Annotated in this window: 27 protein-coding genes, 1 pseudogene and 2 other annotated features; of the genes and pseudogenes, 5 read left to right on the forward strand and 23 right to left on the reverse strand. The window is 40.2% G+C overall.

Going from position 1 to position 23,582, the window contains the following annotated elements:
• Positions 1–20: 20 nt before the first annotated feature.
• Positions 21–1,223 carry a serine/threonine transporter SstT gene (gene sstT, locus HMPREF9180_RS07810; RefSeq protein ID WP_006145985.1) on the forward strand — a complete coding sequence of 401 codons (1,203 nt, stop codon included), beginning with the start codon at positions 21–23 and terminating at the stop codon, positions 1,221–1,223.
• 60 nt (positions 1,224–1,283) lie between these two features.
• Complete coding sequence (locus tag HMPREF9180_RS07815) at positions 1,284–2,252, forward strand: aromatic acid exporter family protein (protein WP_006145986.1); 969 nt, start codon at positions 1,284–1,286, stop codon at positions 2,250–2,252.
• A 57-nt stretch (positions 2,253–2,309) separates the two neighbouring features.
• Here the strand turns inward: HMPREF9180_RS07815 and HMPREF9180_RS07820 are convergent, their stop codons facing one another.
• Together HMPREF9180_RS07820 and typA are read right to left on the reverse strand one after the other, a co-directional pair.
• Complete coding sequence (locus HMPREF9180_RS07820; RefSeq protein WP_006145987.1) at positions 2,310–2,564, reverse strand: DUF3165 family protein; 255 nt, start codon at positions 2,562–2,564, stop codon at positions 2,310–2,312.
• A 16-nt stretch (positions 2,565–2,580) separates the two neighbouring features.
• A complete protein-coding gene (typA, locus tag HMPREF9180_RS07825) occupies positions 2,581–4,425 on the reverse strand; it encodes a translational GTPase TypA (RefSeq protein ID WP_006145988.1) in 1,845 nt (614 codons plus the stop codon).
• Between the two features lie 159 nt (positions 4,426–4,584).
• Here typA and HMPREF9180_RS07830 point away from each other — a divergent pair, with 159 nt between their 5' ends.
• The gene (locus HMPREF9180_RS07830; protein ID WP_006145989.1) at positions 4,585–5,310 is read left to right on the forward strand and encodes a 16S rRNA pseudouridine(516) synthase; all 726 of its coding nucleotides are present in this window, start codon (positions 4,585–4,587) and stop codon (positions 5,308–5,310) included.
• Between the two features lie 38 nt (positions 5,311–5,348).
• Here the strand turns inward: HMPREF9180_RS07830 and HMPREF9180_RS07835 are convergent, their stop codons facing one another.
• The 8 genes and pseudogenes from HMPREF9180_RS07835 to HMPREF9180_RS10020 all read right to left on the reverse strand — a co-directional run bounded on the left by HMPREF9180_RS07835 (position 5,349) and on the right by HMPREF9180_RS10020 (position 9,258).
• Entirely contained in the window at positions 5,349–5,582 is a 234-nt protein-coding gene (locus tag HMPREF9180_RS07835; protein ID WP_006145990.1) for a hypothetical protein, read from the reverse strand.
• 195 nt (positions 5,583–5,777) lie between these two features.
• Positions 5,778–6,005, reverse strand: coding sequence for a hypothetical protein (locus tag HMPREF9180_RS07840; RefSeq protein WP_006145992.1), 228 nt, complete (start codon positions 6,003–6,005; stop codon positions 5,778–5,780).
• Positions 6,006–6,097: 92 nt separating this feature from the next.
• Entirely contained in the window at positions 6,098–6,478 is a 381-nt protein-coding gene (locus tag HMPREF9180_RS07845; protein WP_006145993.1) for a rhodanese-like domain-containing protein, read from the reverse strand.
• Positions 6,479–6,483: 5 nt separating this feature from the next.
• Complete coding sequence (locus HMPREF9180_RS10380; RefSeq protein WP_000646475.1) at positions 6,484–6,708, reverse strand: YqgQ family protein; 225 nt, start codon at positions 6,706–6,708, stop codon at positions 6,484–6,486.
• Positions 6,709–6,759: 51 nt separating this feature from the next.
• The gene (locus HMPREF9180_RS10385; protein ID WP_006145994.1) at positions 6,760–7,227 is read right to left on the reverse strand and encodes an ECF transporter S component; all 468 of its coding nucleotides are present in this window, start codon (positions 7,225–7,227) and stop codon (positions 6,760–6,762) included.
• A complete protein-coding gene (locus HMPREF9180_RS07860) occupies positions 7,205–7,978 on the reverse strand; it encodes a bifunctional hydroxymethylpyrimidine kinase/phosphomethylpyrimidine kinase (protein WP_006145995.1) in 774 nt (257 codons plus the stop codon). Before HMPREF9180_RS07860 ends, HMPREF9180_RS10385 begins: the two co-directional genes overlap by 23 nt.
• Positions 7,968–8,717 (reverse strand): tRNA pseudouridine(38-40) synthase TruA, encoded by a 750-nt coding sequence (gene truA, locus HMPREF9180_RS07865; protein WP_006145996.1) that lies wholly within the window; start codon positions 8,715–8,717, stop codon positions 7,968–7,970. Before truA ends, HMPREF9180_RS07860 begins: the two co-directional genes overlap by 11 nt.
• An 86-nt stretch (positions 8,718–8,803) precedes the next feature.
• Positions 8,804–9,258: pseudogene (locus HMPREF9180_RS10020) on the reverse strand (GNAT family N-acetyltransferase).
• Between the two features lie 70 nt (positions 9,259–9,328).
• Between HMPREF9180_RS10020 and HMPREF9180_RS07875 the strand changes: the two are divergent.
• Positions 9,329–9,991, forward strand: a complete 663-nt coding sequence (locus HMPREF9180_RS07875; protein WP_006145999.1) for a prepilin peptidase — start codon at positions 9,329–9,331, stop codon at positions 9,989–9,991.
• A gap of 203 nt (positions 9,992–10,194) precedes the next feature.
• On the opposite strand, the gene HMPREF9180_RS07880 is transcribed toward HMPREF9180_RS07875, so the two are convergent.
• From HMPREF9180_RS07880 to HMPREF9180_RS07895, 4 genes are read right to left on the reverse strand one after another with little or no spacing between them, the layout of a single operon-like run.
• Entirely contained in the window at positions 10,195–11,550 is a 1,356-nt protein-coding gene (locus tag HMPREF9180_RS07880; protein WP_006146000.1) for a PTS sugar transporter subunit IIC, read from the reverse strand.
• 9 nt (positions 11,551–11,559) lie between these two features.
• The gene (locus HMPREF9180_RS07885) at positions 11,560–11,877 is read right to left on the reverse strand and encodes a PTS lactose/cellobiose transporter subunit IIA (protein ID WP_006146001.1); all 318 of its coding nucleotides are present in this window, start codon (positions 11,875–11,877) and stop codon (positions 11,560–11,562) included.
• 16 nt (positions 11,878–11,893) lie between these two features.
• Positions 11,894–12,211 carry a PTS sugar transporter subunit IIB gene (locus HMPREF9180_RS07890; RefSeq protein ID WP_006146002.1) on the reverse strand — a complete coding sequence of 106 codons (318 nt, stop codon included), beginning with the start codon at positions 12,209–12,211 and terminating at the stop codon, positions 11,894–11,896.
• A gap of 21 nt (positions 12,212–12,232) precedes the next feature.
• Positions 12,233–13,129 carry a DUF7916 family protein gene (locus HMPREF9180_RS07895; protein WP_006146003.1) on the reverse strand — a complete coding sequence of 299 codons (897 nt, stop codon included), beginning with the start codon at positions 13,127–13,129 and terminating at the stop codon, positions 12,233–12,235.
• A 263-nt stretch (positions 13,130–13,392) separates the two neighbouring features.
• Between HMPREF9180_RS07895 and HMPREF9180_RS07900 the strand changes: the two genes are divergently transcribed.
• Positions 13,393–14,571: an ROK family transcriptional regulator gene (locus HMPREF9180_RS07900; protein ID WP_006146004.1), complete on the forward strand. Its 1,179-nt coding sequence runs from the start codon at positions 13,393–13,395 to the stop codon at positions 14,569–14,571.
• Between the two features lie 85 nt (positions 14,572–14,656).
• Here the strand turns inward: HMPREF9180_RS07900 and trpA are convergent, their stop codons facing one another.
• From trpA to HMPREF9180_RS07945, 9 genes are all read right to left on the reverse strand, one after another.
• Entirely contained in the window at positions 14,657–15,433 is a 777-nt protein-coding gene (gene trpA / locus HMPREF9180_RS07905) for a tryptophan synthase subunit alpha (RefSeq protein WP_006146005.1), read from the reverse strand.
• Complete coding sequence (trpB, locus tag HMPREF9180_RS07910; RefSeq protein ID WP_006146006.1) at positions 15,426–16,649, reverse strand: tryptophan synthase subunit beta; 1,224 nt, start codon at positions 16,647–16,649, stop codon at positions 15,426–15,428. Before trpB ends, trpA begins: the two co-directional genes overlap by 8 nt.
• The gene (locus HMPREF9180_RS07915; protein WP_006146007.1) at positions 16,627–17,226 is read right to left on the reverse strand and encodes a phosphoribosylanthranilate isomerase; all 600 of its coding nucleotides are present in this window, start codon (positions 17,224–17,226) and stop codon (positions 16,627–16,629) included. Before HMPREF9180_RS07915 ends, trpB begins: the two co-directional genes overlap by 23 nt.
• Complete coding sequence (trpC, locus tag HMPREF9180_RS07920; protein ID WP_006146008.1) at positions 17,213–17,980, reverse strand: indole-3-glycerol phosphate synthase TrpC; 768 nt, start codon at positions 17,978–17,980, stop codon at positions 17,213–17,215. The genes HMPREF9180_RS07915 and trpC overlap by 14 nt, the downstream gene beginning before the upstream one ends.
• Positions 17,977–18,981: an anthranilate phosphoribosyltransferase gene (gene trpD, locus HMPREF9180_RS07925; RefSeq protein ID WP_006146009.1), complete on the reverse strand. Its 1,005-nt coding sequence runs from the start codon at positions 18,979–18,981 to the stop codon at positions 17,977–17,979. Before trpD ends, trpC begins: the two co-directional genes overlap by 4 nt.
• 10 nt (positions 18,982–18,991) lie before the next feature.
• Positions 18,992–19,558 carry an aminodeoxychorismate/anthranilate synthase component II gene (locus HMPREF9180_RS07930; protein WP_000601917.1) on the reverse strand — a complete coding sequence of 189 codons (567 nt, stop codon included), beginning with the start codon at positions 19,556–19,558 and terminating at the stop codon, positions 18,992–18,994.
• Positions 19,555–20,916 carry an anthranilate synthase component I gene (gene trpE, locus HMPREF9180_RS07935; RefSeq protein WP_006146010.1) on the reverse strand — a complete coding sequence of 454 codons (1,362 nt, stop codon included), beginning with the start codon at positions 20,914–20,916 and terminating at the stop codon, positions 19,555–19,557. Before trpE ends, HMPREF9180_RS07930 begins: the two co-directional genes overlap by 4 nt.
• A 71-nt stretch (positions 20,917–20,987) precedes the next feature.
• Positions 20,988–21,222: a binding site (T-box leader), on the reverse strand.
• Positions 21,223–21,312: 90 nt separating this feature from the next.
• Positions 21,313–21,539: a binding site (T-box leader), on the reverse strand.
• A gap of 43 nt (positions 21,540–21,582) precedes the next feature.
• Entirely contained in the window at positions 21,583–22,809 is a 1,227-nt protein-coding gene (locus HMPREF9180_RS07940) for a DegT/DnrJ/EryC1/StrS family aminotransferase (RefSeq protein ID WP_006146011.1), read from the reverse strand.
• Positions 22,810–22,849: 40 nt separating this feature from the next.
• The gene (locus HMPREF9180_RS07945; protein ID WP_006146012.1) at positions 22,850–23,542 is read right to left on the reverse strand and encodes a sugar transferase; all 693 of its coding nucleotides are present in this window, start codon (positions 23,540–23,542) and stop codon (positions 22,850–22,852) included.
• Between the last annotated feature and the right edge of the window lie 40 nt (positions 23,543–23,582).

Genomic DNA, 23,582 nt, shown 5'->3' on the forward strand with positions numbered 1-23,582 from the left:
CTCAAAAAAGGAGAACGTGTATGAGAAGAATCATTCGTGCCTGGAACAAGGCAAGCCTTATCAAACGAATTCTGATTGGAATACTTCTTGGGGCTCTATTTGGAATATTTTCCCCTCAGTTTTCAGGAATTGGACTCCTAGGCGATCTTTTTGTTGGTGGCCTCAAAGCCATTGCACCTATTCTAGTTTTTTTCCTTGTAGCTAATGCTCTGTCTCAGCACCAAAAAGGAAAAACTACAAATATAAAAACAGTGATCTTACTCTATTTGCTTGGAACTTTCGCTGCTGCTCTGGTTGATGTTTTTATGAGTTTCCTCTTCCCGATTCAGATTACCCTTAGTAATACCAACACAGAAGTAAGTTCACCAGATGGAATCGGTCAAGTTGTCAGCAATCTCTTGCTGAATCTGGTCGACAATCCTCTAAATGCGATTATCCAAGCTAATTATATCGGTATCCTGTCTTGGGCTATCGTCTTTGGAATTGCCATGAGAGAAGCAAGTAGCCATAGTAAAGACCTTTTGAAAACCATGTCAGATGTCGTCTCTAAAATTGTTGGTTGGATTATCAACCTAGCTCCTTTCGGTATCCTTGGCCTAGTTTTTCAAACCATTTCGAATCAAGGTATTGCCAGTCTTGCAAACTATGGTATTTTACTAGTACTATTGCTTGGAACCATGCTGTTAGTAGCCTTAGTCATCAATCCACTGATTGCCTTTCTCTTTATGAGGAGAAATCCCTATCCACTGGTTTTGAAATGTCTACGTGTCAGTGGTGTCACCGCCTTTTTCACCCGGAGTTCTGCTGCAAATATCCCTGTTAACATGAAACTCTGCGAAGAACTCGGCCTTAATCCAGATACTTATTCAGTCTCTATCCCACTAGGTTCAACCATCAATATGTCTGGCGCTGCTATCACCATCAATATTTTAACCTTAGCAGCTGTCAACTCTCTAGGGATTACGGTTGATTTCGCATCTGCATTTGTATTAAGTATTATCGCTGCTATTTCTGCTTGTGGAGCTTCTGGTATTGCTGGTGGTTCTCTCCTACTCATCCCTATCGCTTGCAGTCTATTTGGTATTTCTAACGATCTCGCTATCCAAGTTGTTGCTGTCGGTTTTGTGATTGGTGTAGTTCAAGACTCATGTGAAACTGCCTTAAACTCTTCTACAAATGTTCTCTTTACTGCAGTCGCAGAATATGCAAACCAGAAGCCTTGACCTATTTAAAATTCCTTTTATAATATGTAGTATAACTATTATTCATTTGGAAAGTATTCTATGTCTATCACACAACGTACTTTAAAACTAGTCCTAGCAACTTGTTTTGCTTGTTTACTAGCCTACTTTTTTGATTTGTCATCAGCTGTATCAGCTGGCATTATTGCTATCTTAAGTTTATCTGATACTCGAAGAAGCACTATCAAACTGGCTCGCAATAGACTTTTTTCAACCTTGCTAGCGTTAATGATCGGTGTTATTGCCTTTCAACTAACTGGTTATCATATCTGGAGCTTTGGACTCTACTTAGCATTCTATGTTCCCCTTGCCTATAAACTGGGTTGGGAAATTGGAATCACTCCTAGTAGCGTTCTGGTTAGCCATCTCTTAATCCAACAATCAACAGCACCAGCACTTTTACTGAATGAGCTCTTACTCTTCCTAATCGGTACTGGCTTTGCGCTTCTGGTCAATCTCTATATGCCTTCACGTGAAAAAGAAATTCAACGTTATCATATTCTGGTTGAAGATAAACTCAAAGATGTCCTTCTACGACTATCCTACTATCTAAAAAGAGGGGATGGTCGTAATCAAGCCCAACTTGTAAATGAACTTGAACAGCTACTCAATGATGCTCTCAAGTTGGTTTACCTTGATCATTCTGATCATCTCTTTCATCAAACAGATTATCATATTCACTACTTTGAGATGAGGCAAAGACAAACTCGTATCTTGAGAAATATGGCTCAACAAATTAACACCTGCCAACTAGCAGCGAGTGAAAGCCTAATTGTCGCACAACTCTTTTCAAAGACAGCCAATCAACTGAGCCAGACCAATCCAGCCTACGACTTATTAAATGATATTGATAGTTACCTGCAGATATTTCGTAATCGTAGTCTCCCTAAAACCAGAGAAGAGTTTGAAACACGTGCTACACTTCTACAACTCTTTCGTGAATTAGAACACTTCATCCAGATAAAAGTAGATTTCTACCAACGTTATTCTGACAATAATAGCGACAAATAAAAACTTCTATCGGCAACTCAGTTGCTAATAGAAGTTTTTTCTTATTCTATAATAGATTTAATTTTCGCGTTTCTTTCGAATCGACATGAGACTGATATCCCTTAAACTAAAGTAGGCAAGAGCCAGCATCGCCAGTGTAATAAAAACCTCTGCTGGAAGTTGGAAAATCTGGAGTGCAGACAACATCAACAAAATCAAGAGGGCAACGAGTCCGAAAACAAGCGTTACAACATTGACCGTCCCCTTGATACTTTGAGGTGTTGCAAATATGTAGAGCAAGAGTAATAAAATCCCGATGATTAAATAAATCACTGTTTTCTCTTTCTAGCTATTCTTCAGCAGATTTTTTCTTTTTGGCAGCTTTAGCACGTTCATTCTTATTAAGGATTTGCTTACGCAAACGAATAGATTCAGGTGTTACTTCCATATACTCATCGTCATTCAAGAACTCAAGAGATTCTTCAAGAGTCAAGATACGAGGAGTTTTGATGACAGCTGTTTGGTCTTTTGTTGCTGAACGAACGTTGGTCATTTGTTTGGCCTTGGTGATATTAACGGTCAAGTCATTGTCACGAGAATTCTCTCCGATAATCATTCCTTCATACACTTCTGTACCAGGATTGACAAAGATGGTTCCACGTTCTTCGATAGACATGATAGAGTAGGTCGTAGCCTTACCAGCATCAATGGAAACAAGGGCACCACGATGACGCCCACCAATTTCACCTGGAATCAATGGTAAGTATTGGTCGAAGGTATGGTTCATGATTCCGTAACCACGAGTCATTGATAAGAACTCTGTTGAATAACCAATCAAGCCACGCGCTGGAACGAGGAAGACCAAACGAGTTTGACCATTCCCAGTTGAAATCATATCCAACATTTCACCCTTACGTTCAGAAAGGCTTTGGATAACAGAACCTTGGTATTCTTCAGGTGTATCGATTTGTACGCGCTCAAATGGTTCGCATTGCACGCCATCAATTTCTTTCACGATAACTTCTGGACGTGATACTTGAAGTTCATAGCCTTCGCGACGCATGGTTTCAATCAAGATAGACAAGTGCAATTCCCCACGACCTGAAACGATCCATTTATCTGGTGAATCTGTTGGGTCAACACGGAGCGAAACGTCTGTTTGCAACTCTGCTTGCAAACGTTCTTCCACTTTACGAGAAGTTACCCATTTCCCTTCTTTACCCGCAAATGGTGAGTTGTTAACCAAGAAAGTCATTTGAAGGGTTGGTTCATCGATATGAAGGATTGGAAGAGCCTCAACGGCATCTGTTGGGGTAATCGTTTCTCCAACAAAGATATCTTCCATACCTGAAACAGCAATCAAGTCCCCTGCTTTTGCTTCTTCGATTTCACGACGTTCCAAACCGAAGAAACCAAATAGCTTCGTAACACGGAAGTTTTTGGTTGTACCATCTAGTTTAGAAAGAGTTACTTGGTCCCCAACTTTCACAGTACCACGGAAAACACGTCCAATACCGATACGTCCGACAAAGTCGTTGTAATCCAAAAGTGAAACTTGGAATTGAAGGGGTTCATCTGAGTTGTCAACTGGAGCCGGGATGTGATCGATAATGGTATCAAAGATTGGAGCCATGGTATGTTCTTGATCTGCTGGATCATCTGAAAGTGAAGATGTACCATTAATGGCAGAAGCATAAACAACTGGGAAATCAAGTTGATCATCATCTGCACCTAGCTCGATGAAGAGTTCCAAAACTTCATCCACAACTTCTGCTGGACGAGCAGATGGTTTATCGATTTTATTGACAACCACGATTGGAACTAGATTTTGTTCTAAGGCTTTTTTCAATACGAAACGAGTTTGTGGCATGGTACCTTCGTAGGCATCAACAACCAAGACTACCCCATCAACCATTTTCATGATACGTTCTACTTCTCCACCGAAGTCCGCGTGTCCTGGTGTGTCCATGATATTGATACGAGTGCCGTTATATGCTACAGCTGTATTCTTCGCAAGGATAGTAATCCCACGTTCTTTTTCAAGATCGTTTGAGTCCATTGCACGTTCTTGCAATTCTTTACGTTCATCCAAAGTATGCGATTGTTTTAACAATTCGTCCACCAAGGTTGTTTTCCCATGGTCAACGTGGGCGATAATCGCAACGTTACGGATATCTTCTCTTAATTTTGTCATGATTTCCTCTATTTATTTCAAATTTATTTTCTAACTGAACGATTATACCACAATTTTAAGCAAATGGCATAACTCAAGTAAGTGTAAATGTTTTCAAAAGAAATTTCATCCCTTCTCTTTTCTTTTCAAAAATACCGACTTGTGATAAGATAGGCTGGTATGCGATTAGATAAATTATTGACCCAAGAAAAAGTTAGCCGAAAAGCCATCAAACAGGCTCTTCTAAAAAAAGAAATTTTGGTAGATGAACTTCCTGCTACTTCCCTTGCACAGAATGTTGATACAGGATTGCAAGAGCTGATTTTTCAGGGCAGAAAAATCCAGGGATATGAACACACCTACCTCATGCTTCACAAACCAAATGGTGTCGTGACAGCAAGCAAGGACAAGAAGCTCCCAACAGTCATGGATCTCCTCCCCCAGTCCCTTCAATCTGAGGAGCTCTATGCAATCGGTCGGCTGGATCGAGATACGACGGGGCTCCTTCTCTTAACGGATAATGGGCCGCTAGGCTTTCAACTTCTCCATCCTCAGTATCATGTCGACAAAACTTACCGAGTAGAAGTCAATGGGCCTCTGACTCCCGACAAGGTCCAAGAGTTTAAAGATGGAATTGTCTTTTTAGATGGAACGGTCTGTAAACCTGCTCAGCTTGATATTCTATCTTCAAGCTCAAGTCATAGTAAAGCCATCATCACCATAGCAGAAGGAAAATTTCACCAAGTCAAAAAAATGTTCCTCTCTATCGGTGTCAAGGTAACCTCTCTAAAAAGAATTCAATTTGGAGATTTTACATTAGACTCTGAGCTAGCAGAAGGTCAATATCGGTCCTTGAATCAAGAGGAATTGGAAATCATCAAAAACTACTTAGAGAAAAGTGGATAAAACAAAAAAAGCTTTAATAAAGCTTTTTAAAATCTTCTTTAGCGTATGAATAGCATGACACCTAAAATAAAGTGAAGAACAGAAATTACAATACCTACGATATTGAGAGTTCGTTCTTTTTTATAGTCTAGTTCAGGTTCTTTTTGAAGTGAGATAGCCAAGACTAGACCGACGATACCCAAAAACAGGCCTACGAATGGATTTAGCAATCCGAAGAAAATAGATAGGATACCTGAAATGAGTGAGTGTTTTTTCTTTTGCTGCACATTCATTTTATAAAAACTCCTTAATTTTGATACTCATTAATAATACCATAAAAATTGGATTTATTTATTTGGTAGCATTTTTGTACTATGTTAACCAATTTTTGAAACAAGAAGAATTAGACATGATTAAAAACTATTTAGAGAAGAGTGGATAAAACAAAAAAAGCTTTTAAAAATAAAGCTTTTTTGTTAGAATCCTGATTAGTGCATCATTAAGATGAGTCCTGCAACCCAGTTAATCACAGAAACTACAATCCCTACGATATTAAGAATTCGTTCTGTTTTATAGTCTAATTCAGATTCTTTTTGATGTGAATTAGCCAAAACTAGACCAATGATCCCCAAAACGAGACCTACGATTGGAGATAGCAAACCAAGGACGATAGACAGGATACCTAAAACAAGTGATGGTTTTTTCTTTTCTTTCATCTTCAAAAAACTCCTTAAATTTTATACTAACAATTATACCATAAAAAACTGGAACTTTATATTAAACATATGTGACAACTTTTTTCACATTATTAATTAGACTTCACCTTCCCAGTCCATGAATCCAATCCGTAAGAGAGGATATAGATTTCTGAGAAGCCTTGCTTTTTCAAGAAAAGTGCTGCATTGGTCACACGTTGGGCACGTTGATTTTCATACAGAAGAACAGGCTTATCCTTACGAAGAGCTGCTAAACTCGTCTTTATCTGCGTTGAAGGAATATTACGCGCTCCCAAGATATGCTTTCTGTGAAAATCTACTGGATCACGTACATCAATCAACTGTCCTGTCCGAATTAAAGATTCAAACTCTGCATTGTCTACAATTTTCGCTGCACGGCGAATACGAAGATAGTTGTATCCCATCCATGCCAACATTGCCACTATAAGTCCCCATAATACCAAAGTTACCATAATCTTTAATCTCCATTTTTTTCTAAATAGTCTAATTCTAGTTTGTGTTCTCTGCGAAGAACAGCTTCTGCTTCAAGATAATCTAGCTTGTCCATCAAGCCTGCATCATAAATCCGTGATAGTTCAATCTTCATCAATTCAATATCATAGAGGCGCTTGCCCATATAGACAATGATGCCGAACTGCTTGAGAAATTGTTGCACATCATAGAGTGTTTTCATAGCTTTCATTTTAGCAAAAATTCAGAGATTTTTCAATAGGTCCCTTGGAAGACTTGCCTTTTACTGCTTACTAATTTTCTTGATACTTTGATATAGAAGATACCCAACAATCATTCCAATAAAATTCTGCAACAAATTGTGAGGAATATCTGTCAGGGCTGCGCCCCAACCTTTCATCCAAGAAGTCGCACATGCATATCCAGCTACCATGAGAAAAGTTGCCAAAACTAATCCAAGCCACTGCCATTTTCCTTTAAAACCTGCAAAGTAACCCTGCAAGCCATGGAAAAGCAAGCTGAAGAACATCCAATGAGGATAACCTGAGATTAGGTCAATAATGAAACCTCCTAGACCTCCCACAATAGCTCCTTCTCGTTTTCCATAATAAAAAGCAGTAAAAAAGATACCAGCATCTAAAAGAGTTAAGATTCCTGTTTGGGTTGGGATTTTGACAATATAACCTAAAACTACCGATAGGGCAGTCAGTATTGATAATAGGGCGATTTTACTTGTTTTGGTTTGCTTCATACTGTCTTACTCCATATTGATCTGCTTGTGCAATGGCACGGTAAACAAAGGCTTTAGAACTCTCAACCGCAGGTAATAGCCCCTCTCCCTTGACTAATTGACTAGCAATGCTTGAGGCAAAGGTACAACCAGCACCTGCATTTTGTCCTTCAATAACAGGATTTTCCAAAACTGTAAAGTTCTTACCATCATAAAATACATCTAATGCCTTATCTTGACTGAGGCGATTTCCGCCCTTAATAACCACAGCTGGAGCACCCAAACTAAGTAGTTTTTGAGCTGCCTGCTTCATATCTTCTAAAGTCTCAATCTTTTGATCTGCAAGTAATTCAGCTTCAGGAAGATTGGGTGTTAAAATACTAATATAAGGGAAAAAGCGAATCAATTCTTGGCAAAGTTCACTAACAGCCACATCATGTGTTTCCTTACAAACCAATACAGGGTCCAAAACTACTGGAACTCCTGGACGCGATTTAATAAAGTTTAGAGCTTTCTCAGCTACACTCACCGTTGGCAAAAGACCAATTTTGATTCCTCCAAACTCAACTTTAGCAAGGCTATCCAACTCTTGTTGGAAGATTGTGTCTTCTGTTGAAAAAACTTCAAAACCATTTTCCGTCAAGGCTGTTAAGCAAGTGACAGCTACAAATCCATGCAAACCATTCAAGGTATAGGTTGCAAGGTCTGCTGCCAGTCCACCACCACTAAAAATATCATTTCCTGAAAGTGCTAAAATACGATTATTCTTCATAACGAATCTCCTTTAAATATAATCCATTTGGCGCAGCAGTCGGGCCCGCCAACTGTCTGTCCTTTTTCTCCAAGATGAGGTCAATCTGCTCGATTGGCATCCGATTGTTGCCAATCTTAAGCAAGGTTCCAACCATATTTCGAATCTGCTTATAGAGGAAGCCATTGCCAGAAAAGGTAAAGGTTAAAAATTGCCCCGTCTCATCAACCTTAAGACTAGCCTCTGTTATGGTTCGTACCTTGTCCTCCACACTAGTTCCTGATGCTGTAAAACCGGTGAAATCATGGGTTCCTTCTAATTTCTTTACAGCCTTTTGCATGCGTTCCACATCTAGTGGATAGGGATAGTGGGTAGCATAATGACGGCGCATAGGATTTTTTGGCCGTCCTCTATCTACGATAAACTCATAGGTTTTGCTATGCTTGGCATAACGACAATGAAAATCATCAGCCACAATCTCAACCGAAATCACATCGATATCTTCAGGACTTTGAGTATCCAGAGCAAAACGAAGCTTTTCCTCCTCCATCTGGTAAGGTAAGTCAAAGTGAATCACCTGACCAAGTGCATGAACACCACTGTCCGTCCGACCCGCACCATGAATCGTAACGCCTAAACCTTTATTAAGCCTTGTCAAGGTTTTTTCGATTTCTTCTTGAACACTACGTGCATGTGGCTGACGCTGAAATCCAGCAAAAGCATAACCATCGTAGGAAATTACTGCTTTATATCTAGTCATACCTCTATTCTATCAAGAAATGACACAGACAACAAGTTTTAGAAAACAAAATTGTCTGGGGGCACTTTCTCGAAGTTATTTATGTTCTATCTGACCTTTTTCATGATGAATTTTCGCTCAGGATTTTCAATGGTTTGAACCATGTCAAATCCTTCTTTTTGATAGAGTTTTTTTGCTATTGGATTGGTCTCAAAAACCGTTAGGGAAATGCTGTCTATTCCTTCATTTTCAAACATTTCTTGAATGAAATCTTGAAAAGCTTTTCGACCTAATCCTTACCCTGCTTATGTGGAACTATGAGAAACCTACCGATATGAAGATTTTTATCTTCTAGTTTGATTTTCTGGATGATGCCTACAAACTCTGATCCATCAAAGATAGAAAAAACTCCTTCCAAATCTTGCAAGACTTGAATTGTCAAGGGGAAATGAATTTTTGGTCCCATCCATTGTTCTTGAAAAGCTTTTCCGAGGGAGTTAGACCACTGACAAATGAGTTGGGCATTTTCTATCTGAAGTCCTTTTTCAAAGTGAATTTTCATATTTGCTCCTAAAATTTCTCCTTTATCCAACTATTATACTCTTTCTCTTATTTTTTCCGAATTAATAAGTATGATTCATCTTTACTTTTTTCTTGTTGGAGCTATTATTGCTTCCTTTCTAGGTTTGGTCATTGACCGCTTCCCTGAGAAATCCATCGTCTTTCCTGCTAGTCACTGTGATACTTGTCAGACACGCTTGCATCCGCCAGATTTGATTCCGATTATCTCTCAAGTGGTCCATCGTTTTCGTTGTCGCTATTGCAAGGCCCGCTATCCTTTTTGGTATGCCCTCTTTGAATTATGCTTGGGGCTACTCTTTCTGGCTTTTTCTTACGATTTTTTAACTTTGGGGCAAATCATCCTGATCACCGCTGGTTTAACCTTGGGCATCTACGACTTTCGTCATCAGGAGTATCCATTACTGGTCTGGCTGACTTTTCACTTAATCCTCATGGTTTGCTCTAGTTGGAATCTAATCATGGCTTTCTTCTTGATTCTTGGAATCATTGCTCATGTTATCGACATCCGTATAGGAGCAGGTGATTTTCTATTTCTGGCTTCTTGTGCACTCGTTTTTACACTTACAGAAATTCTGATTTTAATTCAATTTGCTTCCACAACTGGCATCCTAGCCTTTCTCCTACTAAAGAAAAAGGAAAGACTTCCTTTTGTGCCTTTCCTCTTGCTGGCTGCTTGTGTGATTATTTTTGGTAAGCTACTGCTTCTTAGATAAAGAAAAAAACTTTTCTCTCACTTTCATTTATCAAAATCGGCGCTAGTCAGTCTCGGTTCATATGCAAGACTAATCATCTAATATTGTTGGCTCTCAATCTAACTTAAAAGCACAGTAAGATAATCTTTCTTACTGTGCTTTTCTTTATTATCAATTATCACACTATCAAAGTGAGAATCTATCAATTCTGTCATTTACAAGAATTATTGCAATTCAGTCTTATCTGCCATTCTAACAAATGGGAAGTAGCAAACAATACTAATCAACAAACAAATAACAGACAATATGATAGAGCGCCAGTCAAAAGCTGTAGAAAAGAAACCATACAAGATTGGTGGCATAACCCAAGTGACGTTTTGTGTAACTGGAGCAACAAGACCTAGGTCTGTTGCCAAGTAAGCAACTGTACCCATGAGAATTGGGCTAACCACGAATGGGATAAAGAGCAATGGATTCAAAACTACTGGTAAACCGTAATTGACTGGTTCACCGATGTTAAACATAACAGGTGCTAGACCAAGTTTTGCAACTTCACGGTAATGATTGTTTCTTGAGAAGAGAAGAATAGCGATAACAAGCCCTAAACCTTCAAACCATACGAAGGCACCAAAGGAACCACTTGTCCAGATATAAGGAATAGCTTCACCTTTTTGGAATGCATCCAAGTTGGCCAACATAGCGACACCAAAGAGTCCTTCCATGATTGGAGCAAGAACGTTACCACCGTGTAGACCAAAGAACCAGAATAGTTTATTCAAAAAGATCATAAGGATAACTGCAAAGAAGCTTTGAGACAAACCAAGTAATGGAGTTTGTAATACCTTATAAATCCAGTCAATCAACAAATCACTGCTTAACAATTGGAAAACATAAGTCAAGATAGCTACTACATACATGGCCATAAAACCAGGAATTATAGAAATAAAAGGTTTAGCAATTGCTGGTGGAACTGAATCAGGCAATTTGATAACCCAATTCTTGTTCATCACTTTACAGAAGATGATAGAAGCCAAAAATCCAATTATCATAGCTGTAAAATAACCTCTGGCATTCACATGGTTACCAGGAAGAACATTTCCGACAGTTACCAATAGATTTTGACCATCAAATTTTAGGTTATCAACCCCTTGTATAATTTGGTCTAAGTTCATATTAGCTGCTTTTGGTAAAGGAAAACTTTGAGTTACTTTACCACCAATAGAAATGACAAATGATGCAAGAGAAACAAGACCTGCTGAAACTGTATCAACCTTATAAATCTTCGCAACATTGACACCTAGACAGTAAATGAACAAGAGAGAAACAATTGGAATACTTCCCTTAAATACCAAGTTATTGATATCTACTAACCATTGAAAAGCTTTTGTAATCCCTTCTAGGTGAAATTGTTGTGGCAAATCTACTAGAAAGGCGTTCAATAACAGAGCAACTGAACCTGTCATGATGACGGGCATTGTACCAACAAACGAATCACGTAAAGCAACTAAAAACCGTTGATTCCCCACTTTCATTGCAATTGGAGAAAGTTTTTCTTGCATTTTATCCAAAGCTTTATTCATAGCAAACTCCTAAAGATTTTCAAATTTTTCATATAGCTCAACCACTTCTTTTGCTAAATCTACAAAAGTGATGCTAGTCATCAAGTGGTCTTGCGCATGTACCATCAATAGACTTAACGGAGCACTCTCTCCATTTGCCTCTTTTGTTAACATTTCGGTCTGAGTTTTATGTGCCTGTAGTAAAGCACTATTAGCATCTGCTAATTTTTGACTAGCAAGTTCAAAATCGCTTGATTTTGCTGCTCGAATAGCCTCCATTGCATTGCTTTTGGCTTCTCCACCGTACATAATCAATCCCATAACAGATTCTAAGTTACTCTCATCCATACTGAAACCTCCGTTCCTATGGCAACAAGCTTTCAGCTAGATCCAACACCTTAGCTCCATTCATCATTCCATAATCTGTCATTGGAATAACTGAAACAGGAATATTCTTTTCTTTTAGCTTTTCTTGGAAATCTCCTAGTAGGTATCGAACCTGTGGTCCTAAAAGTAGTACATCTACTTCTTTTGTTCCGATGATTTCTTCAACTTCTGGAGCTGGGACCGCAAAGATTTCTACGTCCAACCCTCTCTCAGTTGCTGCATTTTGCATCTTGGTCACTAGTAAGCTAGTGCTCATACCTGCCGCGCAGGCTAACATAATTGTTGACTTAGCCATGTTTTCTCCTTTATATTTTTATTAACGATTTACTGATCGAGCCAAACGGGATACCGTATGTCTCACGCCTCTAATAGCCTTACTCAAAGCATAAATATTATCAATCGTTGCCAAACCTCCATATCCTGCATCACCGATATGTTGAATATCGACTCCACAAATCTTATTTCTAAGGGCAATTTCTTTGATAGTATCCGTATCAGATGTTTCTTGGCTAGTACCAATGGCACTCAATACGAGACCACCCTTACTATGAACGAGATCAACGACTTCACGTAATTCTTGGTCATGAAAGGCTGGTACAGTTCCAACTGCAGGAACAAGTATCACATCCGCACCTGCTTCCAACAATTGCTCTGCGACAGAAAGTTCTGCCACGGGCTCATTCACTCCTGCCCCGTGCATCTTACCTGCAATAATCAAACCAGAAAAGTTTTCTTTAGCAGTTTGAACAGCCTTGATGATTTCTCGATTGCTGACTCCTGTTCCGGGATTTCCAGTCAAACAGACAAAGTCAAAGCCTAACTCTTCTATTCGCTTGAAGGTTTCAACACTGGCAATACGACCTGCAGCAATTTCTTGCATTTGCTCTAACATCTTAGCTGAATGATCTACAGGTTCCAAGTTTACCCCAATAGGACAACCGACCAATTCATGCAAGCGTTGAATCACTTGATCTCCTGTTCGGTCCAAAGCATAAATCTTAGGATCAAAAACATCGAAGCAATTCAACAGAATCATGTCCGCTCCGAAAGCCCTAGCAATTTCTGAGTTTGTAATATCACCAACAAAGGTTTCACGAGTGACTACATTCTCAGATAAAACCACTCGTCCTTCGCTTGCTAAAATACTTTGTTTTAGCTCTTTGGCATCCATCTGTAATATTTCAGACGGATTTGCACTAATTAAACGTTTCATCTTCAAGCCTCCAATGATTTAAACGTTTTTTACGGCTACAGCGTCTTGAACTTTTCGTAGCATTTCCTGATACTCGACTTCTTTCATTACTAAAAGTTATCAATTATCTCAATTTTAGGAAAAATCTTTACGCTTTAATTATCTTTTGTTATTTATATTCTACAACTATCTATGAGCATTGTCAACTATTTTTCGAAATATTTGATTATTTTTATTATCAATATATAATAAAGATAGAATCTACTATTAGAGGGGGGCTACAGATGGCCTTATCTAAAAAACAATTACAATTAAGAGCTAAGATATTAGATACTATTTATACAAGGGGGCCTATTTCGCGGATTGATATTGCTACCAAAACAGGTATCACTCCAGCGACAACCAGTAGTATCACCAACGATCTCATTAAAGAAAATATCCTCCTTGAACTTGGTGAAGATGAGCATGATACTAGTGTCGGGCGAAAAAAAATCTTACTAGACATTCAAGCGCAACGCTTTTACTATATCGGTTGTGAATTATCTGAGAAGCACTTTACATTTTCTCTTGGTGACAATCTAGGAAATATCTTTAAAGAAGACAAGAAGCTTGTGACAAAAGATCTGATTCAAGAGGAAGGGACTAATCTCATCATTCAATCCCTTCAGACATTTATAGAAAAATGTAGCGATTACCCTATCGAAGCAATCGGTATCGCCCTACCTGGACGCTATCTAGATGATTATAAAATCACAACAAATAATCCTTTATGGAAAAAGATTAATCTAGATCTTCTTAAGTCACAGGTAGACCTTCCTGTATTTTTTTCAAACAATGTAAACTGTATGGCTATTGGCAAACGGCTCTTTAGCCGTTCACAGACCGACCCTAACTTTGCCTACTTCCACTTTGCTAGAGGCATGCACTGTTCCTATATTTACAACGGAAAAATTTACGGAAAAGGCAATCTCATGATTGGAGAAATTGGGCATACGGTTGTTTCCTCTGAGGGAGAAAATTGTGGCTGTGGCCGTAAAGGATGCTTACAGACGTTTGCTGGAGAAGCTTGGTTAATCAAAAAAGCAAAGATTCTGTACCAAGTATCTCCTCATTCTATACTTCCTAGCCTAGTAGAAAATCCTGATGAGATTGATATCCAGACTATTTTAAACGCCTATCAATTGGGTGATACTGGAATCATCACGCTTATCCACCAAGCCTTGCTCTATCTTAGTCAAACGATTTTAAATATCAGTATGATGATTGATTCTCAAAAAATCTACCTTCACAGTCCCTTACTAGCGAATGATACCATTATTCAAAAACTCTACAAGGAATTGAACTACACTCCTAAACTTCCCTACAACCGTCTCCCTGAAGTGATTGTGGAACCCTACAATGACTTTACAGCAGCTCGCTCAGCTATTGGACTTTGCCTGTATCATACGATTTTACATTTGTAATAGGCAATTCTTTTTAGACACAGGAGGGCGTTCCCATTTTTATCTAGCCAAAAAGGAAAGGTTTGCGCCTTTCCTTTTTACTTATTTATTTTTGGTAAGTTACTGCTTGTTTGATAAAGTCCTCAATCGGCTCTCCTTGGTGAAGAGCTTTTACAATTTTCGAACCGACGATAACGCCATCCGATACCGCATTGAAGCGTTCTACATCTGCTTGACTAGATACGCCAAAACCTGTCAAGACTGGGATATCGGCCACTTGATGCAATTGTGCCAAGTGCTTGTCCAAGTCTGCACGGTAATTTCCAGATTTCCCTGTCACCCCATTGATAGCAACGGCATAGACAAAGCCTTCCGCTCCTTTAATCAACTCTTTTTGGCGCTCAATTCCTGTCGTCAAGCTTACTAGGGGAATCAAGGCCATGTCTGTATCTACCAAAAAGGGCTCTACAAAGTTGGCATGCTCATGAGGCAGGTCTGGGATAATCAAGCCCTTAACCCCTGTATCTGCCAAATCTTTTACAAAGTTCTCCACACCGTACTGAAAGAGAGGGTTGAAGTAGGTCATGATGACCAGTGGAACTTCTGTTTCAATGGTTTTCAAGGTTTCAACCAAAGCCTGGGTAGAAGTTCCATGAGCTAGACTGCGCAAACCAGCTTCTTCGATAACAGGTCCATCTGCAACAGGGTCAGAAAAGGGAATTCCCACTTCAATGGCTGAAACGCCTAAATCTTCTAAAAAGTGGATTGTTTCACCGAGACCATCCAAACCTTTCTCATGGTCTCCAGCCATGATATAGGGAACGAAAATCCCCTTTCCAGCTGCTTTGATAGCGTTCAATTTTTCTGTTAGTGTCTTAGGCATGAGCTTCTCCCTTCTTTGCTGCATCTGCTTCCAAGCGGTCCTTGACTTGAACCACATCCTTGTCCCCACGACCTGATAGACAGACAATCATAGACTTATCTGGCCCAAGTTCTTTGGCTAATTTCACTGCAAAAGCGATGGCATGGCTTGATTCCAAGGCTGGAATAATCCCTTCCACACGAGACAAGAGTTGGAATCCTTCCAAGGCTTCCTCGTCTGTCACAGGAACATAACTGGCACGTTTGATATCGTGGTAGTGAGAATGTTCTGGACCGATACCAGGATAGTCCAAACCTGCTGAAATAGAGAAAGCCTCAAGAATTTGACCATGAGCATCTTGGAGCACATCCATGAGAGAACCGTGAAGGACACCCGGACAACCCTTGGTCAAGGTAGCTGCGTGATGCTCTGTATCCACACCAAGTCCTGCCGCTTCAGCTCCATACATAGCTACAGATTCATCTTCCACAAATGGATGGAAGAGACCGATGGCATTCGAACCACCACCAACACAGGCTACTAAGGCATCTGGTAAATTTTCACCTGTCAATTCACGGTACTGTTGTTTGGCTTCTCGTCCGATAACACTTTGGAAATCACGAACAATTTCTGGGAAAGGATGAGGCCCCAAGGCTGAACCAAGGATATAGTGGGTATCATCGATATTTGCCACCCAAGAACGAAGGGCTGCATTGACCGCGTCTTTGAGCACGCGCGAACCATCTGTTACAGCCTCCACCTTGGCTCCCAAAAGTTCCATACGGAAAACATTGAGGGCTTGACGTTTGACATCTTCCTCACCCATGTAGATAGTACATTCCATGTTGAAGAGGGCTGCGGCTGTTGCAGTTGCCACACCGTGCTGACCAGCTCCTGTTTCAGCGATAATTTTCTTTTTGCCCATGCGTTTAGCAAGAAGAACTTGTCCTAAGGCATTATTAATCTTGTGTGCCCCTGTATGGTTGAGGTCTTCACGTTTGAGGTAAATCTTGGCTCCGCCGATATGCTGGGTCAAGTTTTTTGCGTAGTAAAGGGGAGTTTCACGACCTACATACTGGCGCAAAAGTTGGTTTAATTCCTCTTGAAAACTTGGATCTGCCTGACTTTCACGATAAGCCTCTTCTAATTCCAATACTGCTGTCATCAATGTTTCTGGGACAAAACGTCCACCGAATTTTCCGTAAAATCCATCTTTATTTGGTTCTTGATATACCATGCTTTACCCTCTCTATAAATCTTCTAATCTTTTCATGATCTTTTTGTCCGTCTGTTTCTACTCCACTTGATACATCTACTGCATAGGGAGAGAAATGCTGAATTGCTCTTGCTACATTGTCTTCATTTAGCCCACCTGCGATGAAGAAAGGCTGGGCTAGTCCTGCTGTATCCAATTTCCCCCAGTCAAAGGTTTGACCACTCCCTGCCACAGGAGCATCAAAGAGGAGATAATCTGCCTGAGAACTTGGTACATGCCCCCCTTCATCGACCTGAATAGCCTGAATGCTGCCACAAGGTAAATCATCAAACAAATCATCTGCCACCTGACCATGAATCTGTACCAAATCTAAATCGACCTTTTCAATCGCTTCTAGTAATTCTTCATGACTAGGTGAAACAAATACCCCAACTTTTTTCACATTTGTAGGAATGATCTTAGTTAGCTCTGCTGCTTGTTCCAAGGTCACCTGTCTTTTGCTAGGAGCAAAAACAAAACCAATGTAGTCTGCTCCAACCGACACAGCTGTTTTTACAGCTTCTTTGGTCGATAGTCCACAAATCTTAACCTTTGTCAATCTGCAACTCCTTGATTCTCTGGGCTACATCTTCTGCCTTCATGAGGGCCGTTCCCACCAAAATTCCGTTAAAGTAGGGTGCTACTCGTTTTGCATCCTTCTCTGTAAAAATAGCAGATTCGGAAATGTAGAAGCAATCGTCCCTGAAGTATTTGGCCAAGTCAACGCTGGTCTGCAAGTCGACTTCAAAGGTTGTTAAATTGCGATTGTTGACACCAATAATTTGAACTCCAAGTCTATGAGCCACTTCCAGTTCAGCCAGATTATGAGTTTCCACCAAAACTTCTAGACCAAGATCTGTCGCGTAGTCGTAAAGCTTCTTCAGTCGTTTTTCAGATAAGGCCGCTACGATGAGCAAGATGACGGTCGCACCTGCATTGCGAGCACGGATGATTTGCTTTTCATCGATGATAAAGTCCTTATTCAGTGTCGGGATCTGTACCTGACTAGAAATCTCTCGCAGATAATCCAAATGACCTTTAAAGAAAACCTCATCTGTCAGAACAGAAATCATAACCGCGCCGTTAGCCTCGTAAGTCTGGGCCTGTTGTACGATATCCACATCAAGGTTGATATCACCTAGACTTGGGCTAGCCTTTTTGACCTCCGCAATGATTTGCAAACGGTCTTGGTTATTTTTTAAATATTCACTCAATCGATAAGTTTGACGCAAGGATTGAAGCTCCTCTCGCTCCATCTTTTCAACTTCACGCGCCTTTTGCTCTAGGATACGTGATAAAAATTCCTGACTCATCTTTGATACTCCTGTAATAGTCTGAGTTTTTCAAGGGCCTTACCACTGGCAATCACTTGACGTGCCAATTCAACTCCGTCCTTGATACTGTCTGCTTTACCATTGGCGTAGAATCCGAGACCTGCATTTAAGACTGTTGTTTCCAAGAATGGACTTGGTTCGTTATTAAGAACGCTGACAAGAATGGCTGCATTTTCATGAGCATTTCCCCCACGAATGTCTTCAATAGCAATGCGTTCCATTCCCAAATCTTCTGGAGTAAAGGTTGATAAAGTAATTTCACCATTTTCAAGAAGGGCAATGCTGGTAGTACCATTCAGACCAGCTTCATCCAATCCTTCTGGACCAGCTACTACAATAGCACGTTTGCGGCCCATGTTTTTCAAAACCTGAGCAGTACTTTCCAGAAGTTCTGGACGACTGATTCCTAGAAGCTGTGTTTCCAAGACCATTGGGTGAATCAGTGGACCTGTCAAATTCATAATGGTTGGAATTCCCAATTCCAAGCGTGCTGGCATGATGTATTTCATAGCTGGGTGCATGTTTTTTGCAAAGAGAAAGACGATTCCTGTTTGGTCAAACACTTTACCCAATTGTGCTGGCTTGAGGTCAATATTGATTCCCAAAGCTTGCAAGACATCTGCTGAACCAGATTTAGAAGAAATAGATCGATTCCCATGTTTGGCCATATGGATTCCTCCACCTGCTAAGACAAAGGCTGCAGTCGTTGAGATGTTAAAGCTAAATGACTTATCTCCACCTGTACCACAGTTATCCATAGCATCTTGAATATTTGTTGGAATGTGTTGAGCATGTCCTCTCATGACTTGAGCGAGGGCTGTTCTTTCCTCAGGAGTTTCTCCCTTCATCTTGAGCGCTAACAGTAGTGAAGCGATTTGTGCTTCTGTCACTCGCCCTGTCACGATACGTTCGATCACATCTGTCATTTCAACACTTGATAGATCTTCAAAGTTTGCTAATTTTTCAATAATTTCTTTCATTTTGTGTTCCTCACTTTACAACTTTCTCGATAAAATTCTGAATAGAAGATAGGCCATCTGGCGTTCCAATACTTTCTGGATGATACTGTAAGCCATAAATCGGCAAGGTTTTGTGTTGAATCCCCATAATAGCTTGGTCATCTGTCGAACGAGCGGTCACTTCAAACTCTTCTGGCATCTCTTCAATTAAAATACTGTGGTAACGCATGACTGGACGATTGTCCTCAATCCCTTGATAAAGAACGGATGGAGTCTCAAATCGAATCTGGCTTTGTTTACCGTGCATAACTTTAGGAGCCAAGCCCAACTTACCACCAAAGACTTCTGCGATGGCTTGGTGCCCCAAACAAATCCCTAGAATAGGTTTCTTACCTGCAAAATCACGAATCATTTCTTCCATTTTCCCAGCATCAGCTGGCCAACCTGGACCAGGAGAAAAGACCAGTCCATCTGCCTTTGTAGCTTCTTCATAAAGGGTTGGATCATCATTTCTTAAAACCTGAACTTCTGCGAAATTCCCGATGTATTGGGCTAGGTTATAGGTAAATGAATCATAATTATCAATCAGTAAAATCATGGTCTTAGTTCTCCCATTCTAGTCATAGATTTAGCTTTGTTAATGGTTTCTTGGTATTCGTTCTGAGCGATGGAATCATAAACAATTCCTGCACCAGCCTGTACGTAGGCTGTTTTATTTTTAAGAATCATAGTTCGGATAGCAATAGCGAAATCCATGTCTCCAGTTGCTGATAAGTAACCGATAGCTCCTGCGTATACGCCTCGCTTCTCTGTTTCTAGTTCATAGATGCGTTTCATGGCCCGAATCTTTGGTGCTCCCGATACTGTTCCTGCCGGCAGTGTCGCCTTCAAGGCATCCATGGCAGTCAGTTCTGGTAATAAATGTCCTTTAACCACGCTGGTCAAATGCATGACATAACGGAAAAGTTCCACTTCCATATACTTAGTTACTTGGACACTGGCTGTTTCAGCAATTCTACCGATATCATTTCGTCCCAAATCCACCAACATTCGGTGTTCTGCCGTTTCCTTTTCATCAGAAAGTAGATCACTTGCAAGTGCTGCATCTTCCTCGTCATTAGTGCCTCTAGGTCGCGTACCTGCAATTGGATTGGTTGTCACGATACCATTCTTGACGGAAACCAAGCTCTCAGGACTGGCACCGATAATTTGATAATCTCCAAAATCATAAAAGTAGAGGTAATTTGATGGATTGGTCACTCGGAGATTTCTGTAGAAGTCAAAAGGATTTCCAGTTACCTCTGCGGAGAAGCGCTGGCTAAGCACACATTGGAACATATCTCCGTTGCGAATCAAGTCGCGAGCTGTTTCTACCATTTCTTCAAATTTCTGTGGAGAGATATGTGGTCTAAACTGAAGTGGAGAAACGTCCAAATCTTCAAATTCATTTGGAGCAGGGATTTTCAACTCTTCTAAAACCTGATCTAAAGCCACTTCTAGTTCTTCATTGCTTCGATTACTGTAGAGAGCATCCTCGATGATATGAATTTTTTCTTTCTTGTGGTCAAATACCATATAACTCTCGTAAACAAAGAAATGCATATCTGGCGTCCCAATCGTATCCTCAGGAAGCTGGCCAATTTCTTCATAGAGAGAAATCATATCATAGCCAACAAATCCGATAGCTCCACCACCAAAAGGTAGGTCTGAATGGTGCTGGCTCTTATGAGTCACCTCATAGAGGAAATCCAAAGGATCTCGATCAATTACCTGACCATTCTGATAAAGAACTCCATTTTCAAACTTAATCTCAAAAACTGGGTTATAGGCTAAGATAGAAAATCGAGCATTTTCTTTTTCTCTTGGGATACTTTCAAGTATGACCTTGTGTTTTCCGTTTAAGCGCATATAAGCCAAGATTGGTGATAAAACATCTCCATGAATGATTCGTTCCATTGTAATTCCCCTTTCAGTTCTTCTTAGATCCCGTGTTGATTCTACAAAAAATCCCCACGCAAAATAACTTGCGTGAGGACGAAATTCGCGGTGCCACCTCAATTATAGGATTTCTCCTATCTCTCATTCCTGTCTCAGAACCTTCTTGTAACAGGCTGTGCGATAAAGGGCACTCCCTTGAGAATCATGTTTTCTTCTCTCATTTTCAGATGGACCCAACCTTACAGTTTTCTCTGCTTGTTTTCAGCAACCACAAGCTCTCTGTGAGAGAAATCTCTGTATCTTTCCCATCTTTTTAAAAATTTAAAACTTGATGCTATTTTTATCTTTCCTTGGCCCATTTTTTAGAACTACCAATTCGAGGATAAACAAAAAGCCCTCACACAGAAAAATCTGTGTGAGGGCGTTCGGGACGCGGTGCCACCTCAATTGTAAAGAGACTATCCCCTTTACATCTCTGCCTTGTCTATCAACAAGTTGCACTGTAAGGTGTGCGCACCGAATTTTCATTGTTTCAAATTCATATTTCCAAACCAGCCCAATTTCATTACTCTCAATCACCTGTTCACAGTAACCACAGGCTCCCTGAAGATTAAAAAATAATTACTTTTCTGATTTGTTTAGATTATTATAAAATTTTGCTTTTTCTTTGTCAAGACCTTTTTGTTATTTTTTTGAAGAACCAAGAACCTCTTCTGAAACTCTAACAAAAGTCTCAATGATATAATCCACTTCTTCATCCGTTAATTTCGTGTGAAGTGGTAGTGTAATCTCGTTTACAAAGTAGGCATAAGCCTTAGGATAGTTTGCCATATCAAAGCCAAGATTCTTATAAGCTGTCAAAAGTGGAAGGGGCTTGTAATGAACGTTACTTGCGATTCCTGCCTTAGCCAATTCTTGGATAATCTGATTTCGCTCTTCGAGACTAGCACCTTCTACATGGGTAACGTAAAGGTGACGACAAGATTCAACAGTATCTGTCTGATGAGTTAAGGGATGAATCCGAGTTCCTGCAAATCCACGGTCATAACGAGACACGATCTCTTTACGACGGTGAAGCAAGCCAGGATAACGGTCCAATTGTACCAAACCAATCGAAGCCATAATATCTGTCATGTTACACTTATAGGCAGGTTTTACAATATCATATTCCCATGAACCTAGTTGCATCTTAGCAAGCGCATCTTTGGTTTGACCATGAAGAGAAAGAATCTGGAATTCCTTGTACATTTCTTCATCATCAATAGCTGGATTAGCTTTCCAAGTTGCACTTCCCCCTTCAGCAGTTGTAAAGTTCTTGACTGCGTGGAAAGAGAATGACGTAAAGTCTGCAATGGCCCCAGCTGGTTGCCCTTTGTAGGTTGAACCTAAAGCATGGGCACTATCAGATACTATAACAATACGATTAAAGACCTTTTGCCACTTGCTAGTAGCTGTAAATAAGTCACGTTTCTTCTCAACAACTTGAAACAAACGATCATAGTCACAGATAATTCCCGCAAGTTCCACTGGGATGATAACCTTAGTCTTCTCAGTAATCGCTTGTTCAAGCTTGTCATAATCCATTTCGAAAGTATCACCTTGGATATCAACCATAACTGGTGTCGCACCTACGTGAGTGATGACACTACATGAAGCTGTATAAGTCATAGCTGGAACGATAACTTCATCACCAGGCCCCACTTCAAGCACGCGCAAAATCAATTCAAGGGCTGCTGTGGCAGAGTTGAGGCAGACTGTTTTAGGTGTCTTAGTGAAGAGAGATAGACGACGTTCCAATTCTTTTGTCTTTGGACCTGTTGTGATCCAACCAGAACGAAGGGTATCTGCTACTTCGGCAATTTCAGCTTCAGTAATATCAGGTGGTGAAAATGGAATATTATACTTTGGCATTGTTTTACTCCTTTTATCGGTTTTAAGTCTTAGAACTACTTTATTTTAAAACTTCAATTACAGTCTGGAACATGATTTTAATATCTCCGAAGAAATTAAAATCACGTAAGTAGGCTAGATTAAAGTGCATCTTCTCTGGAAGGACCCTTTCCACATAAGCCTGATCAACGGTCATACCTTTTGCAGTCATTTGACTGATGATGGCGTCCTCGTCCTTATAGTTAATACTTGCAAACGATGTAATCCCTGCTGGCAATAGCAAAGTGGCCATCATCTCAGGACTATATTGCTCTGTGTAGCGTGGTACTTCAGGACGAGTGCCTACAAAGGACATCTCTCCTTTGAGAACATTGACCAATTGCGGCAGTTCATCCAAACGAACACGACGAATGAAATTTCCAACTTTGGTAATACGGCTATCATTTGCAGAAGTCACTAGGCTTCCTTTCTTATCAGCGTCGGTTACCATGGTACGGAATTTCCATATCTTGAAATGACGGTTGTACTGGGTTACCCGCACCTGCTTGTAAATGACTGGTCCTTTGCTATCTAGCTTGATCCAAATGCTTAGAACCAAAAACACGGGTGAAGTCAAGATTAACAAGACTAAGGCTAGTAAGAAATCTAGACAACGCTTGAGGGCCAGTGAACCTTTTCTTCTAGAGACGAGCTGGTAATATGGTTTTACCTCGCTCAATTGCATCTCTTGAGGTAGTTCATCCCATCTCAGCATGCACATCCTCCTCTGTTTTTTAAAATGGAATCTTTAAACA

The sequence above is a fragment of the Streptococcus peroris ATCC 700780 genome, assembly GCF_000187585.1.
Lineage (GTDB): Bacteria > Bacillota > Bacilli > Lactobacillales > Streptococcaceae > Streptococcus > Streptococcus peroris.

Bases quoted from the DNA above. Each gene is read 5' to 3' on its own strand.
- HMPREF9180_RS10385 (WP_006145994.1), bottom strand. From the start codon at position 7,227: ATGAAGCAAACCAAAACAAGTAAAATCGCCCTATTATCAATACTGACT.
- HMPREF9180_RS07880 (WP_006146000.1), bottom strand. From the start codon at position 11,550: ATGAATAAAGCTTTGGATAAAATGCAAGAAAAACTTTCTCCAATTGCA.
- HMPREF9180_RS07830 (WP_006145989.1), top strand. From the start codon at position 4,585: ATGCGATTAGATAAATTATTGACCCAAGAAAAAGTTAGCCGAAAAGCC.
- sstT (WP_006145985.1), top strand. From the start codon at position 21: ATGAGAAGAATCATTCGTGCCTGGAACAAGGCAAGCCTTATCAAACGA.
- typA (WP_006145988.1), bottom strand. From the start codon at position 4,425: ATGACAAAATTAAGAGAAGATATCCGTAACGTTGCGATTATCGCCCAC.
- HMPREF9180_RS07895 (WP_006146003.1), bottom strand. From the start codon at position 13,129: ATGAAACGTTTAATTAGTGCAAATCCGTCTGAAATATTACAGATGGAT.
- trpB (WP_006146006.1), bottom strand. From the start codon at position 16,649: ATGGTATATCAAGAACCAAATAAAGATGGATTTTACGGAAAATTCGGT.
- HMPREF9180_RS07900 (WP_006146004.1), top strand. From the start codon at position 13,393: ATGGCCTTATCTAAAAAACAATTACAATTAAGAGCTAAGATATTAGAT.
- HMPREF9180_RS07890 (WP_006146002.1), bottom strand. From the start codon at position 12,211: ATGGCTAAGTCAACAATTATGTTAGCCTGCGCGGCAGGTATGAGCACT.
- trpA (WP_006146005.1), bottom strand. From the start codon at position 15,433: ATGCCTAAGACACTAACAGAAAAATTGAACGCTATCAAAGCAGCTGGA.
- trpD (WP_006146009.1), bottom strand. From the start codon at position 18,981: ATGAAAGAAATTATTGAAAAATTAGCAAACTTTGAAGATCTATCAAGT.
- trpE (WP_006146010.1), bottom strand. From the start codon at position 20,916: ATGGAACGAATCATTCATGGAGATGTTTTATCACCAATCTTGGCTTAT.
- HMPREF9180_RS07840 (WP_006145992.1), bottom strand. From the start codon at position 6,005: ATGAAAGAAAAGAAAAAACCATCACTTGTTTTAGGTATCCTGTCTATC.
- HMPREF9180_RS07845 (WP_006145993.1), bottom strand. From the start codon at position 6,478: ATGGTAACTTTGGTATTATGGGGACTTATAGTGGCAATGTTGGCATGG.
- HMPREF9180_RS10380 (WP_000646475.1), bottom strand. From the start codon at position 6,708: ATGAAAGCTATGAAAACACTCTATGATGTGCAACAATTTCTCAAGCAG.
- HMPREF9180_RS07860 (WP_006145995.1), bottom strand. From the start codon at position 7,978: ATGAAGAATAATCGTATTTTAGCACTTTCAGGAAATGATATTTTTAGT.
- HMPREF9180_RS07835 (WP_006145990.1), bottom strand. From the start codon at position 5,582: ATGAATGTGCAGCAAAAGAAAAAACACTCACTCATTTCAGGTATCCTA.
- HMPREF9180_RS07930 (WP_000601917.1), bottom strand. From the start codon at position 19,558: ATGATTTTACTGATTGATAATTATGATTCATTTACCTATAACCTAGCC.
- HMPREF9180_RS07940 (WP_006146011.1), bottom strand. From the start codon at position 22,809: ATGCCAAAGTATAATATTCCATTTTCACCACCTGATATTACTGAAGCT.
- trpC (WP_006146008.1), bottom strand. From the start codon at position 17,980: ATGAGTCAGGAATTTTTATCACGTATCCTAGAGCAAAAGGCGCGTGAA.
- HMPREF9180_RS07815 (WP_006145986.1), top strand. From the start codon at position 1,284: ATGTCTATCACACAACGTACTTTAAAACTAGTCCTAGCAACTTGTTTT.
- HMPREF9180_RS07875 (WP_006145999.1), top strand. From the start codon at position 9,329: ATGATTCATCTTTACTTTTTTCTTGTTGGAGCTATTATTGCTTCCTTT.
- truA (WP_006145996.1), bottom strand. From the start codon at position 8,717: ATGACTAGATATAAAGCAGTAATTTCCTACGATGGTTATGCTTTTGCT.
- HMPREF9180_RS07885 (WP_006146001.1), bottom strand. From the start codon at position 11,877: ATGGATGAGAGTAACTTAGAATCTGTTATGGGATTGATTATGTACGGT.
- HMPREF9180_RS07945 (WP_006146012.1), bottom strand. From the start codon at position 23,542: ATGCTGAGATGGGATGAACTACCTCAAGAGATGCAATTGAGCGAGGTA.